This is a genomic window from Streptomyces sp. Xyl84 (genome assembly GCF_059731885.1).
Genome location: NZ_AP029184.1, coordinates 222,668 through 239,780, shown reverse-complemented (window position 1 = coordinate 239,780; position 17,113 = coordinate 222,668). Strand labels below are relative to the sequence as shown.

Below are 17,113 nucleotides of genomic sequence, written 5' to 3'. Positions count from 1 at the left end.
ATCGTCCTGGTCGGACGAGGCGCGCCGAGTCACGCGGCCCGGACAGCTTCCCGGGCGCGGGCCAGCTGGCGCAGCTCACAGCGCGCAACAGGCGCCGAGGGGGCGGCTTCCCAGTACGGGTGCCACCGCAACCGTACGGACAGGAGCAGCAGGCGGCGGCGCAGCGCGGTGGTGTCGCGGGGGCGGGGCGCGGCGAGCGCGTCGTAGGTGGCGTTCCAGGCGGCTTGCGTCTGCACCAGGTCGTCGGGGAAGTCGATCGCGTCCATACCCGCATTAGATCGCTTGTTCGATTTCGGTGTCACATCGGACACGCCTCGATCGGGGGCCGTGGTCGGGGTCGTGCCGGGCATGGTCGGCCTCATGGTCGGGCCTGTGGCCGGATCCACCGCGACGGTCTGGAGCAGCACCCGGGCGGGTGATGTTCCTTCGCGTACGCGGGCGCAGTCCTAGTAGGGCTTGGTCATCTTCACTCGTGCATGCGTGTCTACTGCTCGCGAGCGTCGTTGGAATGGTGTGACACCTGAGGAGATGGCCGGGGTCCGGGAGGATCTGGAGGCGTTCGCGGCGGAGTTGTTCGACGGGTTCTTCCGTGCGGATCAGCGGCGGTGGGGGCAGGCGTATGTGCGGGGACTGCTGTTGGACGGCCGGCGTAAGTCGGTGGAGCCGATGGCGGCACGTCTGGGTGAGGACGGCAACCGTCAGGCGCTGGCGCACTTCATCACCTCCAGCCCGTGGGACCCGGCCCATGTCCGGGCCCGGCTGGCCTGGCGGATGACCGAGGCGATCGGTCCGGAGGCATTGATCGTCGACGACACCGGCTTCTTGAAGGACGGGGACGCCTCGGCGTGTGTGTCGCGGCAGTACACCGGCACCGCGGGCAAGGTCACCAAATGCCAGGTCGGGGTGTCGCTGCACCTGGCCCGGGATCACGCCTCGGCCGCGGTGAACTGGCGACTGTTCCTGCCCGCTTCGTGGGATCCCGACTCGCCGGAGGCCGATGCGGTCAAGGTCGCCCGCCGCAGTCGCTGCGGCATCCCCGACCAGGTGGGGCACGTGGAGAAGTGGCAGCTGGCCCTGGACATGATCGACGAGAGCAGGTCGTGGGGCATCGACATTCCCCTGGTCGTCGCGGACGCCGGATACGGCGATGCCGCCGCCTTCCGCCACGGCCTGGAAGAACGCAACCTGCCCTACGCGGTGGGCATTTCCTGCCGTCACACCGCCCACCCGGCCGACGCCCGGCCCGTCCAGCCCGCCTACGCCGGCACCGGCCGGCCACCGCAGTTGCAGTATCCCGAGCCTGCACAGACCGTCAAAGACCTGGTCATCGCGGCCGGCAGGACGGCCGCGAGACCGGTGTCCTGGCGAGAAGGCTCCCGCCCTGGCAAAGGAATCAGCGGCTTCAAACGCATCTGCTCGCGGTTCGTGGCTCTGCGCATCCGCCCGGCCGGACGCGGTGTCCGCCAGGCCACCGACGGTCCTGAGCTGCCCGAACGCTGGCTGCTGGCCGAATGGCCGGCCACTGAAGCCGAACCCGTGCAGTTCTGGCTCTCCAGCCTGCCCTCCGGCATGCCGCTGGCGACCCTGGTCCGGCTGGTCAAGCTGCGCTGGCGCATCGAACACGACTACCGGGAGATGAAACAGGCTCTGGGCCTGGCCCATTTCGAAGGCCGCACCTGGGGTGGCTGGCATCACCACGTCACCCTCGTATCGGCCGCCCATGCCTTTTGCACGCTGCAACGACTGGCACGAGACCCAAAAGACGCGGCGCAGGTCTGAGCCTCTACCAAGTCGTCCGAGAACTCCAAACCCTTCTCGCCGCCTGGGCCGGCGCCTGCCCCACCTGCCACCGCGACATACCCACACTGATACGGACCTGACCAAGCCCTACTAGGGGTGCGCGTCCAACTCGCCTATTCCCAAGGGGTATTGACACGTTTTTGTGTGTTCTGTCATGTTTTGTTCCGCCGTTTCCGGCGGACGAGCGAGAGGTGATCTCATGCGACGAACCGAGTACGACGCGGGCCAGGCCGCCAAGCGCCTGAAGGTGCCCGCCGCGGCCTTCCGGTGGGCCCGCCACGCCGGCCTCATCCCCGCCCCCGACCTGTCGTCGTCCCGGTGGTCCCGAGCTGCCGTGGAGACTCTGGACGCCGTCGCCATCCGGGCCGCGATGCCCGCCCCTGCGATCTCCGGCGGCGCGGCGGCCGACCGGATCGCCGAGGCGCTCGGCGCCCCGAACCTGATCGGCGAGAAGGCGAACGTCACGGCCTTTGTGGTACGGCGGTTCGTCGACCGCAGCCTCCTGGTCGACCTGAGCGCGAACCCCGACGGGACGCTGCACCACCCCGACCAGGTCGCGGAGGTCTGCCGCCGCGAGGACCTGGCGGACCTGGTCGCCGCCGACACCCCGCTCGGTCCCGAGCAGGCTGCCGCCCGCCTCCGGGTCCGACGCGCCGATTGGGATCACATGGTCCGGCTCGGTTGGGTCCGTTCCCCGCAGTCGATCGAGGTGCGCTTCGGCACGAGCCGGGCCGGGGCCGTCGACGTCGCGCTCTACACCACGGCGTCCGTCGACGCGGTCGTCCCTGCCCACCCCGAGGTCGACTGGGAGCAGCTGCGGGCGGTGGAGAAGGGCCGGCGCTCGCCGCTCGCCTCCCTGCGCCCGGCACCCGCGCCTGCCTGAGTTTGCGGGCGCCGGTACAGGGCTACGTCGGTGTTCCTCCGCCCGCCGCGTCCCAGCCGTCCAGGAAGGCGGCTAGGGTGCGGCGTTGTTCTTCTTCGCGGGCGATTTGCCGGGCGAGGACGTCGCGGTCGATGTACGGGTCGACGGCGGCGAGGATCAGGCGCCGGAGTTCGGCCGGCTCCAGCGCCTCCACCTCCCACTGCACTGGGCGGCGGGGGTCGAAGCCGTAGCGGCGGGCGAAAGCCGGCCACCTCGGATCGCCGCGCTTGCCCTCGGTCGCGGGCAGCTCGTAGGGGCGCACCTGCTCGTAGGTCAGCAGCACCCGCTCGGTGTGGCTCCAACAGCCCGTGCGCGCCACCCAGTCCCGCTCGATGTCCTCGCCGGAGCAGTCGAAGTCGCCGACCATTCTCCGGGGCGCCGCGAGCGTGCGGTTGAGGTTCGCGCAGCTCAGAAGCGGTCAGGACGACCATAACGTGTGCAACAGGTGTGGTGCACGGAGCCTGGCTCAAGTTTCACTCGACGGGAGGCCGTCCGAGGTCAGGGCGCTGGCTCAGGCGCTCACGGGCGCCGGGGTGGCCCGGGTGCCGCCCGATATCCGGTGGCGGAGGGATCCAGCGCCGTGCCAGGCTCCAGCCACCGAAGGGGCGTAGCTCAGCCCGGCCAGAGCAGCGGACTCCAAACCCGCACGCCGCAGGTTCGAATCCTGCCGCCCCTGCGCAGCAGAGCGGCCAGGTCCCCGTGGGACCCGGCCGCTCACTCATCGCCGCGATAGCGACCTGCTCGTCGTACTCGCGCAGCATCCACGCAAGCAGGAACGAGGTCAGATCATTGCCTCCCGGCGGCTGCTGCGACCGATGGAGAGTCGTACAGGTCGTACGTCTCGATTCCCAAATCGCCATCGAGGTGCAGCCGATGGCCGTTCTGCTGCAGGGTGCCATGCACGGGTATCGCGTCGCCCAGCTGCCCTCCCGGCACATCGATCTCGTTGCCGCGCTGAGTCCCCTGGAAGGACTTCGTTTCGCCCATTGGCGTCCAAGGACTCTTGCCGTTCGCCTGTTCCTGGATCGCGTACGTCCCGTCGATGGGTCCGGTGTCATCCTGGGACGTCCAGCTGAGAACCTCACGCATGTGCAGGTCGGGGTCCTCAGGGTCATAGCCGTAAAAAGTGTGCTTCACGAGCTTGTGGGTCGGCTGTGCCGACTGGGCTGGCTGTGACGAGTGGCTGTCGTTGCAGCCAGGAAGAACCGCCAAGGTCACGGCAACGCCAACAGCAACTAACGCGGACCGGGAGCCCATGCGCATTCTCTTCCTTGTGTGAGATGACAGTGACTTCTTCATGCCCATATTCAGATCAGTCTCCCCTCAGGAGTGTGACCGAGATAGGGGGTCAGCCGGAATGCGGCAGAAACGTGCCGTTCACTGATGAGTCCGCTGGTCAAAGGTCCGCGGCGAGGCGCCGTAGAACCGCCCGGTGCTGCTTCTCCGACGCCAGCGCCGCCCGGAAGGCGGCGGCGTCCCAGTACCGGTCGATCACCCGCTGGTACAGGCGGCGCAGCTCTTCGGGGTCCACGGCGTCCAGCTCTACCTGCACCGGGTACGGTCGGCCCTTCTCGTCCGCCTACTCAAGGGGCCTGTGACCTACTGTTTCAGTCGGGAGGGGGTGTGTCGCGTCCGCGGTTGAGCTGGGCCATCAGCTCGCGGTTGGCGGCGAGGTCGTCGTCACGGTCCTAGCGCCTGAGTTCGAGGTCGACGACCTGCTGTTCGAGGGTGGTGATGCGGGCCTGGAGCTGTTCGGTGTCGTCGGGGCCGCCGATGCCGGAAGCGCGGCAGACCTGCTCGCCCAGGAACTCGCTGAGGCGGCCTTCGAGGCGGCGGATATGTGCGGCGAGGCGGGGGTGCGGACGTCGGCGGCCACCAGGTCGGCTTGGAGCGAGGCCCGGCTGACGGCCGGTCCCCGGCCGCCGGGGATCGTGGGCGGCGGCTCGGCGGCCTAGGCGTGGATCTGGCCAAGCAGGTCGCGGTGGCGGAGAGGATGCAGGTGAGAGCCGGCCACCCGGCAGCCGAGCGCGGTCGAGTCCGGCATGAAGTGCATATCCTCGCGCCGCAGTCCCGCCGCGGTGCCGCGGCGCAGTCCGGCGCGGGCGAGCAGCAGCACCATGAAGCGGTCCCGGGCGTTGCGGCAGGCCATGAACAGGGCCACCGCTTCAACGTCCGTGGCCCGGTCCCGGCGCTTGCGTGGGCCTGCACCCGGTGGCGGGCCTTGAGCCGGTAGCTCATCCCCTCGCCACGGGCTTCCTCGGGCAGGTTCCAGTCCTCGGCCACCTCGTAGAGCTGGACCAGCACCTCTGACGGCACGGTCTTCGCGGTGATGCCGTGCAAGAGGAACTGCCGAACCCCGGTCAGCACGTTCCCGATCCGGGCCGGCTGCCGGTGGGGCTCCGTCCCCGGCCCCGCCATCACCACCCCGCGGCCCGCGATCGGCCGCTCGATGCCGGTGGCCTCCGGCGTACCGTACTTCAGCCATACGGTGAACAGCCCGAGGTCCTGCGCGGCGGTACGCCAGTCGCGGCCGGTCCGGTTACACCAGCGCAGGTACAGCGCGACGTGCCCAGCGTGCGTACGAGTCGTCAACTTCGCCGGATCCCTGCCGAACCGCACGTACCGCAAGAACGAGTCCGCCGCCGGCACCACCGCCAAGTCCTCGTCCAGCACCGTCCAGTACCCGGCACCCGAGGGCAACTGCACACGAAACGCCCGCAAAGCTTCCTCCCCTCCATCTGCAACGTGTCGCAACCCCCAGCTCACACGATCAGACGCAGCGTCCTGCCACACGTCGGAGCGCCCGGGAGAACGACCACCAGGAGCACGGCGGGGCGCGGGTCGGCGGTGACGCGGTCGTGGACGACGTCGGCGTACGACTGCGAGCCGAAGCCGCGGACCACCAGGACCGGGATATCCCCGTCGGCCAGCCAGCCGGTCAGCTGCTGGCGCAGGGTGTCCTTCTCCGCCGCGACGTACAGCCGGGGACAAGTCCGTGTGCGGCCCGTGTCGCGCCGACGACGTCGCCCGCGAGGAAGCCGCCGCCGAAGCCGCCCGCCTCCAGGCCGCCGCACCACCGGAACCGCAGGACGGCCCCGAGCCGGACCGGGTCCGCGGATGGTTCCGCCGACGGACCTGACCCGGTACACGACGGGTATCACACACCCCCTTGACCGCGACCTGATCGCGAGCCTGGAACGGGCGATGTCGAGGGGAAACGTAAGCGCTGCGGGCGGAAGTTCACGAACGAACGCTGGGAGGAGATCACCGTGCACCGGACCGCACAGCGAGCCCCGCACAGGGGGAGACGACCGTAGCGCAAGCCACTGACAACGACCGCAGACCGTGCGGCCGGGTAGGAGTCCACCTCATCACCGGCCGGTGTCCGGGCGACGCAGGCGTGTTTCCTGCAGCGGTTGCGCTACCGGGCTGCTGACGCTGCTACCCACGCTCGTGACAGTGGGGTGAATCCAGATTGGTGATCAACCAGGCCGTCGCTGTGTGAGTGCCAGACTTCGTCCATGAACATGAACGGCCGTGACGCCGTCGACATAGAGGCTCTGTTGCTGCGGACGAACTGGTCGGAGGTGGAGCACTGCTGCCCGCATGCGGCTCCGGGCACGCCGGTGATTCTGCGCGCACTGCTCGACGACGACCCGCATGTCCAGGGGGCCGCTCTGCGTGATCTGCGGCATGCGGTTACGCACCAGAACACCTTCTATCCCGCGACGGCCCCCGCTGCCTCCTTCGTCGCGGCCGTCCTGGACCACCCCTGCACTCTCGCCCCCGTGACCGACCAGATTCGTAGGCAGGAATCACCCACCGACGACACGAACCTCTTCCCTCTGCGCACCGGCCTGCTGGACTGGCTGGGGGACACCCTCTGGGACGCCGGCCAGGAACGGCCCGGCGGCGAGGACAAGGACATCGAGGCATTCCGCGCCCTGCGCCCCGCCCTGTATGAAGCCATCCGGCCCTTCCTCACCGATCCCGACCCGGCCGTGAGCACCTCCGCCCTGGCCGCCGTCCTGCCCCTGCTGGACCTGCCCGAAGCGGCCCACCACACCGACAGTCTGCGCGAGGACGTCCGCGCACTCGCGGCCGGCGACAACCCGTACCGGTTGCGTGCCGTGGAGGCACTCGCCTCCTGGGACGAGGACACCTCACCCTTCTACCGGCCTACGGACACGGCTGCAGACTCCTGGGGGGACGGGTGCGCCGAGGACCCGCCGTTCTGAGCGGTGCCCAGTCAGGCCAGAGGTTCTCGCTGCACCCCGCGCGGAAACCCAAGTACGGCACGTGACCGCCGCCAGGCACGACCACACACCGGACGCGCCCCCACAGGACACCGGAAGAACTGCACGCACGGGGTCTGTCAAACGAGCGGTGTAACTGGCGTAGTTGGGGTTACTGGCGTGCTGCCGACAGGCGGCCGTCGAAGGTGATGTCGAAGGCGTTCAGTGCGGTCTTCCAGCGCATGGTCCAGCGGGCCTGTCCCTTGCCGGTGGGGTCGAGGGACATGATCGCCATGTAAACGTTGTCCCGTAACTCGGGGCGAAGGCTGATGGGCCACCACAGCCGGATCGACTTGCCCGCTTCCGTCCCGACTCACAGCCTCAACGGGATCCCGGCCAAACAGGTCGAACCGGACGCTGGTAAACCGTCTCCAGAGTTGCCGGACAGCCCTTAGCCTCGCGCTTTCATGTAGCGGGTTGTCCGGCAGGCGGGCAGGAAAGCAGAAAGTGCCTCTGGCCAGCGGGCCTTGACCCCTGATGTTGGACACACGAGACACTGGATCCTGAGGATCTGAGAACGGACATCTCGTGGTCATGAAGAACTACCCGCCGGAGTTCAAGGCGGACGCGGTCGCGCTCTACGAGTCGCGGCCGGAGGCGACGATCAGGTCGGTCGCCGCCGATCTGGGCATCAATCCGGAGACCCTGCGGAACTGGGTGAGGGCTGCCGGAGCAAGCCGTCCGCGAGGACGCCGGGCACCGGAGACGGCCCAGCCGCCGCAACCGCTGGAGGCGGAGAACGCGGCTTTGCGGAAGAAGATCCGCGAGCTGGAGGAGGAACGCGAGATCCTGCGGAAGGCGGCCAAATATTTCGCCGGGGAGACGCGCTGGTGAACCGCTTCCAGTGCGTCGCCGACCTGCAGCGCCGCTACGGCGTGAAGCGGCTCTGTCACGTCCTCGGCGTCAGCCGCTCGAGCTTCTACTACTGGCGCCGGACAGCCGCCGACCGGGCCGCCCGGCAGGCGGCCGACGCCCAACTGGCGGCCCGGATACGGGCGGTGCACCGGGAATCGGACGGCACCTACGGAGTCCCGCGGATCACCGCCGAACTCCGCGAGACCAGCGGTGAGGCGGTCAACCACAAGCGAGTCGCCCGCATCATGCGAGAGTCCGGGATCGAAGGGGTCCGGTTGCGCCGCCGGCACCGCACCACCGTCCCCGATCCGGCCGCAGCCAAGGCCCCGGACCTGATCCGCCGCGACTTCACCGCCATCACGCCGAACACGAAGTACGTCGGTGACATCACCTATCTGCCCCTCGACGGCGGGAAGTTCTGCTACCTGGCCACCGTCATCGACCTCGCCTCGCGCCGCCTGGCCGGCTGGGCGATCGCCGACCACATGCGCACGGACCTCGTGATTGACGCCCTGGCCGCCGCCGTCCGCACCCGCGGCAGTCTCGCCGGATCGATCATGCACACCGACCACGGAGCCCAGTACACCAGCAGGGCCTTCGCTGAAGCCTGCAGGTCAGCAGGGGTCCGACAGAGCATGAGCGCGGTCGGGTCCAGCGCGGACAACGCACTCGCCGAGTCCTTCAACGCGACCTTCAAACGCGAGACCCTGCAGGGCCGCAAGAGCTGGCCGGGCAAGCGCGAAGCCCGACTCGACGCGTTCAGATGGCTCCACCGCTACAACACCCGGCGCCGACACTCCCACCTCGGACAACGATCACCCATCGCCTTCGAGAACACCTTCCACCCCACACCAACTACGCTCACACCAGCCGCATAACCCGTGTTCAGGATTCGGGGTCAAGGCCCAGCAAGAATGAGGATTGTCGAGGTCCTTGTTCCTGCCACCGCCGGAGGCACTTTCCAGGTGAAGTACTCTATCGGGTCCTATCCTCGTGTCCGCGTCCAGGACGACGGTCGCCAGGTCGTCTCCCAGGCTGGGGCGGTCCTGCTCGTCGAAACGGTCCGCAAGACCGGTCTTGAGCGGGTCATATCGACAGCGCTGGCGCCGTGGCGCAAGCCGCGGGCCGTCCACGATCCCGGCAAGGTCCTCCTGGATGTCGCCCTGGCGGTCGCACTGGGCGGGGACTGCCTCGCGGATGTCGCCGTGCTGCGGGCCGAGCCAGCCGTCTTCGGTCCGGTCGCCTCCGACCCGACCGTCTCCCGCCTGATCGACGCCCTCGCCGCCTCCGGCGAGAAAGCGTTGCGCGCGATCCGGTCCGCACGCTCCGAAGTCCGCGACAGTGTCTGGTCGTTGGCCGGTGAAAACGCCCCGGACACCGGCGGGCAGGTCGTCGTCGATCTTGACGGCGTCCTCGTGATCGCGCACTCCGACAAGGAGGACGCGGCCGCGAGCTGGAAGAAGACCTACGGCCACCATCCGCTGACGGCCTTCGTCGACCACGGCCCGGGCGGAACCGGCGAGCCGGTCGCCGCCCTCCTCAGGCCCGGCAACGCGGGCTCGAACACAGCGGCCGACCACATCACCACCGCCCAGCTCGCCCTGGCCCAGTTGCCCAAGCGCTACCGGCGAGGGCGGCAGACGCTGATCCGCACGGACTCCGCCGGCGGCACCCACGCCTTCGTGTCCTGGCTCGCCCGGCAAGGACGATGGCTGTCCTACTCGGTCGGAATGACGGTCACAGAGGCGATCCACGAGCACGTGCTGAAGGTCCCCGCATCGGCCTGGACGGCGGCCGTCGAGACCAATGGTGAGGTCCGTGACGGGGCCTGGGTCGCCGAGCTCACCGGCAAGCTGCTGGACGACTGGCCCAAGGGCATGCGGCTGATCGTCCGGAAGGAACGGCCCCACCCCGGCGCCCAGTTGAGGATCACGGACGCGGACGGCATGCGGATCACGTGCTTCGCGACCAGCACAGCCGGTCGGCCGATCGCTGAACTTGAGCTCCGTCACCGGCTACGGGCCCGGGCGGAGGACAGGATCCGGGCCGCCCGGGCCACCGGCCTGCGCAACCTGCCCCTCCACACCACAGCCCAGAACAAGGTCTGGCTCGAGATCGTCCAGATCGCTCTCGACCTGCTGGCCTGGATGCCCATGCTCGCCCTTACCGGCACGGCCCGCCTCTGGGAACCCCGCCGCCTGCGCTTCCGCCTGTTCACCGCGGCCGGACAACTCGTCACCACCGGCCGTCGGCGGATCCTCCGCCTGGCCCGGCACTGGCCCTGGACCGGCCACATCACCGCCGCACTCGAACGGCTCGCACTCCTGCCGAATCCCGGCTGACCAGCGGACTCACCCGTCCTTACGACAGCCCTTCACCACCCGGAGCAGTGGAACCCGGCGTCACCCCGAGACGACACTCGGGCCCTCGGCCTGCCCACCCTCAGCTCACGGCACGAACACGGGCCACCGACTCCGTCGGCGGCCCGTCACGAAACTTCGAGGCTAAAGCGTTCGAAAGAATGGGGTACGCAAAAAATATTCCATCTCCGCCCATTCAAAAAGGCAAACGCTGAGAGTGGCGCCTACGGAAGCACCTTCCAGTTCCCAGTTTCCCGACCGCCTCAACGCCACCCGGCTTCCGCTCTCACGGAGTTCCACACTCAATCCCCCCGGAGTGAAGACGATACCCAACCCTTGCATTGTCACGTTCCTGCTCGAGCGGAGCAGAGCGGAGGATACGTCGATCTCGAAGTGACTGCCATTCAAGGATCCGGATGTGCCCCGTTGGAGAATCCTCCGAGAGACCACGCCCGGCGCTCCGAAATCAGGGATCTCCATAATGTGACCGACAGACGTCTTGAGCGTCCAGCGCTCGTGTCGCTCTGCAGCCGAGACAGGGTCGGTACGCGCGCCTGGAGACCGAACCAGGAAAACCTCTCCTAGGGGCGTGGACGCTTGTCCATAGACGGCTTCTTGCTCAGCAGGGTCTCTCCATTTACTGAGTTTAACAGTTCTCGCGAAATTCACTGGCGTTACCTTTCACGCCTCAAGTAGACGAGAGTGCGGGATGCCCCGTAACGACGCATCCCGCACACCGCCTCAACGACGATCGCGTCCTCTGATTACTACTCGCCCAGCGGTTGCCAGTCCGCGGACGATAGCTCCGCCGATGACAGTCGCCGGGCCACCGCCGTATCTCTGCCTGTACCAACCCTGGAATCCACCAGCCATGGCAGACCCTGCAGCATACTTGATCGCCTCTCGCCCGGTGGTTTCGTGCCCCATGGCCTTGTCAGCGATCAGGTGCGCTGGCGTGCCAATAAGAGCCCCGGTAGCCGCGCCCGCAATTATGACGCACCCCACTCCAGCGGTGCCTGCACATATGGCAACCGCAGCAATTCCGGCCGCGAAACCCACTCCTGTACTGACGGCTCTGTGGACGATCCATTCTTTGTGATTCTGCCAGACCCTACCCAAGCCTCCCTTGATCTTATTGAAGATATGGTCTTTCTCACGGCGTTCCCTGTCGGCTTTGGCTGCCCGTTCATTGGCTAGCTTGGTGGCCTTGGCGCTGGCGGCTGCCGCTTCTTTTTCGTTGTAGTGGTAGACCTTGTAGTTGGCGGGGTCGGCGCGGTAGTTCTTGTACTTCGTTTGGGATTCCGGGTCCTTGAGTGGGGTCTGGTGCCAGGTCCATTTGCCGTTTTTGTAGGTGTAGCCGACGGACATGCCGCGGTCCTGGCCCCAGCGGTCGTCGTTGTAGGAGGCTCCGCCGGCGGGGCCGTCGGGGCGGAGGCCGTCGGGGTCGGATTTGGTGATGGGGTTGTTGTGGGCGTAGGAGTAGGCGTTCATCTGGGCCGGGTCGTCGAGGTCGATGACGGGGTCGACCGAGAGGAAGCGTCCGAGTGTGGGGTCGTATTCGCGGGCTCCGAGGTGGACGAGGCCGGTGGGGTCGGTGGTGCCGCCGACGAAGCCTCGGGTGCCGGGGATGGTGCCGCTCTGGGTGGAACGGGTCTCGCCGAAGGGGAGTTGCTTGCGGCGGGTGATGGCGAGGGTGGTCATGGCAACGGCTGCCATCGACGTGCCCTGCTGGTCGGGGATGAGGAAGGAGAAGCCGCTGCTGGTGCGGACGGCGACGGTCTGGCCTTCGTGGGTGTAGTAGCGGATGCCTTCCTTGGTCCCGTCCGGCTTGATCTTGAGTTCGTTGCCGCCGGGCAGGGTGAGGGTGGTGGTGCCGTCGGCGTCCTTGGTGATCACGCGGTTGCCGTCGGCGTCGTACTGGTAGCTGGTGGTCTTGCCGCTCTGGGTGAGGGTGGCGAGGTGTCCTTCGTCGTCCCAGGTGAGGTTCTGGGTGGTGGCGCCGATGGTGCGTTTGGTGGTGTTGCCCGCGGCGTCGTAGGCGAAGGCGCTGGTGCGGCCGTCGTCGGAGCCGCCCTTGACGGTGGCGGTCTGGACGGCGTGGGGCAGGCCGGCCTTGGGGTTGTTGTGGGTGTAGGTGGTGGTGGCGTCGGCGCCTGTCAGGGCTCCGGTGCCGTGGTCGGTCTGCGCGATGCGGTTGCCGACCGTGTCGTACTTGAAGGTCTGCCAGTAGGCGTCCGGGCCGCCGACGGCAGTGGCCGAGGGCTGGGTGGTGCAGTCGGTCTTCGCCGTCCACGCCTCGGTCAGCCGGCCCAGGGCGTCGTTGGTGAAGCACTGGGTGTCGACCGTCTTGGCGGTGTCCTGGCCGCTGGCGGTGGTGATGCCGGTGATGTTCCCCGCGTCGTCGTAGGCGTAGGTGACGTCGTCGATGCGCTGGGGGGCGAGGTCGCGGTCGGTGGTCTGCCGGGTCAGGCGGCCGGTGAACTCGTCGTAAGTCTGGGTCTTGTAGAGCTTCTTGCCGAGGGTGCCGTACTCGGTGCGTACGGGGCGTGAGAAGACATCGTGGCTGGTGGCGTTGACGAGGGCGACGGCGCCGGCGGTGGTCTTCTCCGGGAGGTTGCCCTGGCCGTAGACAGTGACCTGGCGTTCGCTGGGCAGGTTGCCGACCGCCGGGTGGTTGATCCAGGTCTGCTGGCCTGTGTAGTCGTTGTAGCCGTAGGTCCAGTTATAGGTGCCCGCGCTCGCGCCCGCCTCGGCGGGGACGGTGACGGTGGTCGAGGTGGGCTGGTAGGCGTCGTTGTAGGAATCGACGGCCGAGACGTACTTCTTGCCGTCGAGGTAGCGGGTGCTGCTGGCCGGCTGGCCCTTGGAGACGGTGTCGTAGGTCCACTCAGCGAGCAGGGTGCTGCCCTTCTTCTCGCTGGTCTTGCGTCCCAGGGCGTCGTACCCGCTGGTCAGGGTGATGCCGCGGGCGTCGGTGACGGTGAGGGGGTTGCCGAGTTCGTCGTAGGCGGTGTGGCTCTTGCCCTTGTCGGGGTCGTCGACGTCGGTCTTCTGCCCCCGGGCGTCGAAGGTGTACGTCCACACGTTGCCGGCGGGGTCGGTCACGGTCAGCGGTTCGTCGAACTTGCCGTAGGTGTAGTGCGTCTTCTGCGAGGCGCTGCGGGCCGCGTCGGTGTATTCCAGGCGGTCGGTGGTACGTCCGCGGGCATCGGTGATGACGGTGGTGGCAGTGCCCCCCTTGGGCGGGATGACCGTGGTGCGGTCACCGTCGTAGACCGTCTTGGTGCGGTACTTCTCGTCGCCGTAGGTGGAAGCGATGATGTCGGTGACGCGACCCAGGCCGTCGTACACGTTCTGCGTCATCGCGGGGACCGTGTTGTCGGCTGCCTTCGTCAGGATCGCTGACGGAGCTCCGTCAGCGTAGTAGGCGGCGTACGACTTGTAGGGGTTGCCGCGGGTGTCGTACAGCGTCTCGGTCACGATCCTGTTGACCGTGCCGATCGCGCGGACCTGGGTCTCACGCGGACGCAGCAGGCCGTCGTAGAGCTGGTAGGTGGTGTCGTAGGAGCCGTCGTACTGGAGTGTCTTGGTCGCCACCGCGTTGGCCGCGGTCCTGGAGATGGTGTAGGCGTACTCGGCCGAGGGCTGGGTGGGGTGGTCGGCCTTGGACCAGCCGGGGTTCCAGACCTGCAGGGTGCGGCCCAGGCCGTCGTAGGTGGCCTCCGTCCGCTTGCCGTTGGCGTCGGTGATGGCCGTGGCCACGGCGCGGGCCGGGTCGTAGGTGGTCGTGGTGGTGTGGCCGAGCGCGTTGGTCTTGGTCTCGGAGGTGGGTGCCTCGATCGTGGCCGGGGTGTAGGCCGTGGTCGTGGTGTTGCCCTTGGCGTCCGTGTCGGTCAGTTCGCGGCCGTGCTGGTCGTAGGTGTGACGGGCGGTGGTGAGGTAGCCGGTGCCCGTGTCGTCCTGCTCCTCGAGGCGGGTCACGTCACCCTTGGTGGGTGCCGTGTCCAGGCTGGTGGCGCCGTCGTAGTAGTGCCGTTCGACGGAGACGAGGTCGGTGGGCAGCTGGGGCGTCTTGTCGCAGGCGACCGCGACGGTGCGCTGTTCCTTGGTCAGCGTGAGGATGTTCGCGGCCGTGTTGCGGGCGTAGCTGGTGGTGGTGCAGGTCTCGTCGCCCGTGACGGCAGTGTCGCCGAGGTCGGACTCGGTCAGGACCAGGCCGTAGTCGTCGAAGGTGCGCGTGGTCCGTGTGGTGCGCCAGGAGTCGCCGACGGCGGTGCGGGTCTTCTCCTCCTGGCCGGCGGTGACGTAGGCGTTCAGGGCCGGCAGGCCGGGGCGGGCCTGGGTGGCGGTGGCGTTGCTGTGCCAGGGGGTGTAGCTGGTGGTGGTTTCCAGTTTGCCGCCGTCGCCGTTGAAGGTGGCCTCTTCGCGGGTCATGCCGGCGAAGGCGGGGTGGTCGGTGACCGTGGTGCCTTCGTGGTCCTTGACGGCGGCGCCGTCGATGCCGCGGAAGTAGCGGTACTCCTTCAGCGTCTGCTTCGTGGATGCGGGGCTGCCGCCGCGGACCTGGACGCGGCCGTATCCCTTGCGGTCGCCGTAGGTGAGGTACTTGGCCTTGGTGAACTCGTCGTCGTCCTTGCCCCAGGCCATTCCGTCAAGGTAGCTGTAGTCGGTTTCCTTCACCGGCGCGCCGCCGGTGTTGTCCGACTCCAGGACCTGGGTGACGACGTAGGTGTGGAACCAGTCCAGGTACGGCTCGTAGTTCGCGGCCGGCGCGTCCGGCGGGGACCACATCACCGGGTAGCAGCGGCGGGTGTTGGACGCGGGGGTCGGCATGTCGCCGGGTTTGCAGTCGGGCTGGGAGTAGGTGACGCCGATGGTGGCGCCGCTTTCGGTGTTGATGCCGTAGACGCGGTAGCGGACCAGCGGGGGTACGGGGTCGGGCGTGCCGCCGGTGGTAGCACCTTCGACGCGGTTGGCCAGTTGCTGGCCCTTGAAGGTGACCGAGGGCAGACGGACGTCACCGGTGCCGGTGTGGCCGGTGTGGGTGATGGACGCCAGCCACAGGGCTGGGGCAGAGCCGTCGCCGGTGGCGGGGAACTGGTGGGTCAGTTCCCAGCTGTCGACGGGCTTGTAGGCGCCGCCGGTCAGGACCGAGGTGTCGATCTTGGTCAGTCGCTTGCGGGTCCAGAACGACGGCGAGTACCGGTCCTTGCACTCGGTGTTCGCCGCGCAGTACCGGTCGAAGGGGACGTCGGGCCAGTTCTTGGCGTGACTCGCGTCGAAGGTGCCGCAGTCGGTCAGGCACCGCTCTGCGACGGTGAAGTTCACCTTGGCGGCGGGCTTGGCGTAGTAGGCGTTTTCACGCAGGCCGTATTCGATGCGCTTGAGGTAGCCGCCCCGGTCGTAGGCGGTGGCGGTGGAGGCACCGGTGTCCGGGTTGACGTTGAGCCCGTAGTAGTTGGGATCGTCCTTGGCCCAGTAGTACGTCATGGCATCGCCATGACGGTCGAGGACAGCGTCGAGGTTCCACCGCCATGCCTGCCGGCACCAGGAGTCCTTGAACGCCGTCGCGTGGCACGGCTCGCCGCTCTGGTTGCCGAACACCGGCACGGACCAGACAGAGTTGGTCTCGTCCTTGCCCGCAGACCAGCCGCTCATCTTGTTACGCCCGAAGTAGTAACGGGTGCCGTCCGGGGTGGTGACGCGCCAGTACTCACCGTCGTTGTCCCCGTTGCCCAGGGACGTATCAGTGAGGTGTTCGACCTTGGTGCCGTCGTCGCTCTCCAGATGCCACACGCCCGTGGTGTCATCCTTGATCAGGACGTTGGACTGACCGTTGAGGTTGAGGACTGCGTTGTCCTTCTTCCAGCACAGGTCTCCGCTCTTGTCGGTGCCGTTGCCGTCCTTGGCATCGTCGGAGCAGGACACGTAGCGGCGCTCGATGAAGCCGGGCTCCAGCGACCAGCCGTCACCGACCCAGTTCGCCTGGTTGTTCGTCGCCGCGGTACGGCCGTCGACCGCCTGCGAGGAGTAGGACAGGCTCAGGTCTGGCTGGACCCCACCGGGGACCTCAGGGGTGTCGATGCCATACGACCAGGTGAAGGCACCGTTGGAACCGCCCGCGGACCAGGACGCCGACGGTGCCAGCGAAGTGGCCCCGAAATTGCCCGAAGAGCCTGATACGGCGGCCGTGACGGCCAGCAGCACCGTACCGCCGCCGGCTGCCCCGGACGTGGCCGCCTTCGAAGCAGGTCCACCGGACGCCTGCTGCGCCGCAGGCAGGGCGACCGTCGCCGAGAGCGTCCTGGTGTTGGTGTCGTTGTCTGTGGGGAGGTCCTGGCCGGTACGGCAGCGCTTGTCGCCCGGGGTGGTCAGCGCGCACTCGGGAAGCCGGCGCAACGTCAGACGGGAGGCCCAGTCACCGCCGAACATATACTGGTAGGCGGAATAGTCGACATCGATGTCGACATTGCCCCGGGCGCCTTCTGTGGGGCGAACAGCCAGCAGCACACCGTCGAGGCCGAGCTTGCGCGCGGCCTGCTGGTCGAGGACTTCCACCTGTGCCTTGCCCGGCCCGGCCGTCGCTCTGGCGGCCTTCGCGCCGGCTCTGCCGATCCGCAGCGCCAGGCTTCCCGCAGCGACCTTGCCACCCTGGTCAAGCTGAACGGTCGCCTTGCCCGGGCGCGGCCAGGACGCCTTGGGCGACGCCTTCCAGGCGTGCTGACCTGCCTCGTCGGGCTTGCGCAAGTCCTTGGACGTGACCCGGGACGTCGGTACAGGATTCGGCTTTTTCAGCTTGGCCAGCGACAGCTCGGCCGCCGCGGCCACCGGCCCGCCCAGCAGGCTCGCCACGAGGTAGGCCACGAGCGAGGCAGCTATCC

Annotated in this window: 12 protein-coding genes, 1 tRNA gene and 1 pseudogene; 6 read left to right on the top strand and 8 right to left on the bottom strand. The window is 68.1% G+C overall.

The genetic code is table 11. From position 1 onward, the window contains the following. Positions 1-29: 29 nt before the first annotated feature. Positions 30-266, bottom strand: coding sequence for a DUF8825 domain-containing protein (locus AC6I72_RS39180; RefSeq protein WP_498006841.1), 237 nt, complete (start codon positions 264-266; stop codon positions 30-32). 262 nt (positions 267-528) lie between these two features. Here AC6I72_RS39180 and AC6I72_RS39175 point away from each other — a divergent pair, with 262 nt between their 5' ends. Both AC6I72_RS39175 and AC6I72_RS39170 read left to right on the top strand, forming a co-directional pair. After that, positions 529-1,779 (top strand): IS701 family transposase, encoded by a 1,251-nt coding sequence (locus AC6I72_RS39175; protein ID WP_498006883.1) that lies wholly within the window; start codon positions 529-531, stop codon positions 1,777-1,779. Between the two features lie 220 nt (positions 1,780-1,999). Further along, a complete protein-coding gene (locus tag AC6I72_RS39170; protein WP_498006839.1) occupies positions 2,000-2,683 on the top strand; it encodes a hypothetical protein in 684 nt (227 codons plus the stop codon). 22 nt (positions 2,684-2,705) lie between these two features. On the opposite strand, the gene AC6I72_RS39165 is transcribed toward AC6I72_RS39170, so the two are convergent. Then, positions 2,706-3,089 (bottom strand): hypothetical protein, encoded by a 384-nt coding sequence (locus AC6I72_RS39165; RefSeq protein WP_498006837.1) that lies wholly within the window; start codon positions 3,087-3,089, stop codon positions 2,706-2,708. Between the two features lie 234 nt (positions 3,090-3,323). Between AC6I72_RS39165 and AC6I72_RS39160 the strand changes: the two genes are divergently transcribed. Continuing rightward, positions 3,324-3,398: transfer RNA gene (locus tag AC6I72_RS39160), tRNA-Trp, on the top strand. Between the two features lie 110 nt (positions 3,399-3,508). Here AC6I72_RS39160 and AC6I72_RS39155 read toward each other — a convergent pair. The 4 genes from AC6I72_RS39155 to AC6I72_RS39140 all read right to left on the bottom strand — a co-directional run bounded on the left by AC6I72_RS39155 (position 3,509) and on the right by AC6I72_RS39140 (position 5,796). Beyond that, positions 3,509-3,985, bottom strand: a complete 477-nt coding sequence (locus AC6I72_RS39155; RefSeq protein WP_498006835.1) for a hypothetical protein — start codon at positions 3,983-3,985, stop codon at positions 3,509-3,511. Positions 3,986-4,118: 133 nt separating this feature from the next. Continuing rightward, complete coding sequence (locus AC6I72_RS39150) at positions 4,119-4,274, bottom strand: hypothetical protein (protein ID WP_498006833.1); 156 nt, start codon at positions 4,272-4,274, stop codon at positions 4,119-4,121. Between the two features lie 399 nt (positions 4,275-4,673). Beyond that, positions 4,674-4,883: a hypothetical protein gene (locus AC6I72_RS39145; protein ID WP_498006831.1), complete on the bottom strand. Its 210-nt coding sequence runs from the start codon at positions 4,881-4,883 to the stop codon at positions 4,674-4,676. A gap of 601 nt (positions 4,884-5,484) precedes the next feature. Further along, positions 5,485-5,796, bottom strand: coding sequence for a hypothetical protein (locus AC6I72_RS39140; protein ID WP_498006829.1), 312 nt, complete (start codon positions 5,794-5,796; stop codon positions 5,485-5,487). A gap of 447 nt (positions 5,797-6,243) precedes the next feature. On the opposite strand from AC6I72_RS39140, the gene AC6I72_RS39135 reads away from it, so the two are divergent. Next, the gene (locus tag AC6I72_RS39135) at positions 6,244-6,960 is read left to right on the top strand and encodes a hypothetical protein (protein WP_498006828.1); all 717 of its coding nucleotides are present in this window, start codon (positions 6,244-6,246) and stop codon (positions 6,958-6,960) included. 169 nt (positions 6,961-7,129) lie between these two features. On the opposite strand, the pseudogene AC6I72_RS39130 reads toward AC6I72_RS39135, so the two are convergent. Beyond that, positions 7,130-7,258 (bottom strand): annotated as a pseudogene (locus AC6I72_RS39130) (IS256 family transposase); the annotation flags it as partial. A gap of 287 nt (positions 7,259-7,545) precedes the next feature. Here AC6I72_RS39130 and AC6I72_RS39125 point away from each other — a divergent pair. Beyond that, a protein-coding gene (locus tag AC6I72_RS39125) for an IS3 family transposase (protein WP_498006826.1) occupies positions 7,546-8,750 on the top strand; the annotation gives its coding sequence in 2 pieces (ribosomal slippage) (positions 7,546-7,837 and positions 7,837-8,750; 1,206 coding nt in all). Between the two features lie 87 nt (positions 8,751-8,837). Next, the gene (locus AC6I72_RS39120; RefSeq protein ID WP_498006824.1) at positions 8,838-10,214 is read left to right on the top strand and encodes an IS1380 family transposase; all 1,377 of its coding nucleotides are present in this window, start codon (positions 8,838-8,840) and stop codon (positions 10,212-10,214) included. Positions 10,215-10,973: 759 nt separating this feature from the next. Here the strand turns inward: AC6I72_RS39120 and AC6I72_RS39115 are convergent. Continuing rightward, positions 10,974-17,111 (bottom strand): RHS repeat-associated core domain-containing protein, encoded by a 6,138-nt coding sequence (locus AC6I72_RS39115; RefSeq protein ID WP_498006882.1) that lies wholly within the window; start codon positions 17,109-17,111, stop codon positions 10,974-10,976. Positions 17,112-17,113 lie beyond the last annotated feature (2 nt).

Bases quoted from the DNA above. Each gene is read 5' to 3' on its own strand.
- AC6I72_RS39135 (WP_498006828.1), top strand. From the start codon at position 6,244: ATGAACATGAACGGCCGTGACGCCGTCGACATAGAGGCTCTGTTGCTG.
- AC6I72_RS39170 (WP_498006839.1), top strand. From the start codon at position 2,000: ATGCGACGAACCGAGTACGACGCGGGCCAGGCCGCCAAGCGCCTGAAG.
- AC6I72_RS39155 (WP_498006835.1), bottom strand. From the start codon at position 3,985: ATGCGCATGGGCTCCCGGTCCGCGTTAGTTGCTGTTGGCGTTGCCGTG.
- AC6I72_RS39165 (WP_498006837.1), bottom strand. From the start codon at position 3,089: ATGGTCGGCGACTTCGACTGCTCCGGCGAGGACATCGAGCGGGACTGG.
- AC6I72_RS39175 (WP_498006883.1), top strand. From the start codon at position 529: ATGGCCGGGGTCCGGGAGGATCTGGAGGCGTTCGCGGCGGAGTTGTTC.
- AC6I72_RS39180 (WP_498006841.1), bottom strand. From the start codon at position 266: ATGGACGCGATCGACTTCCCCGACGACCTGGTGCAGACGCAAGCCGCC.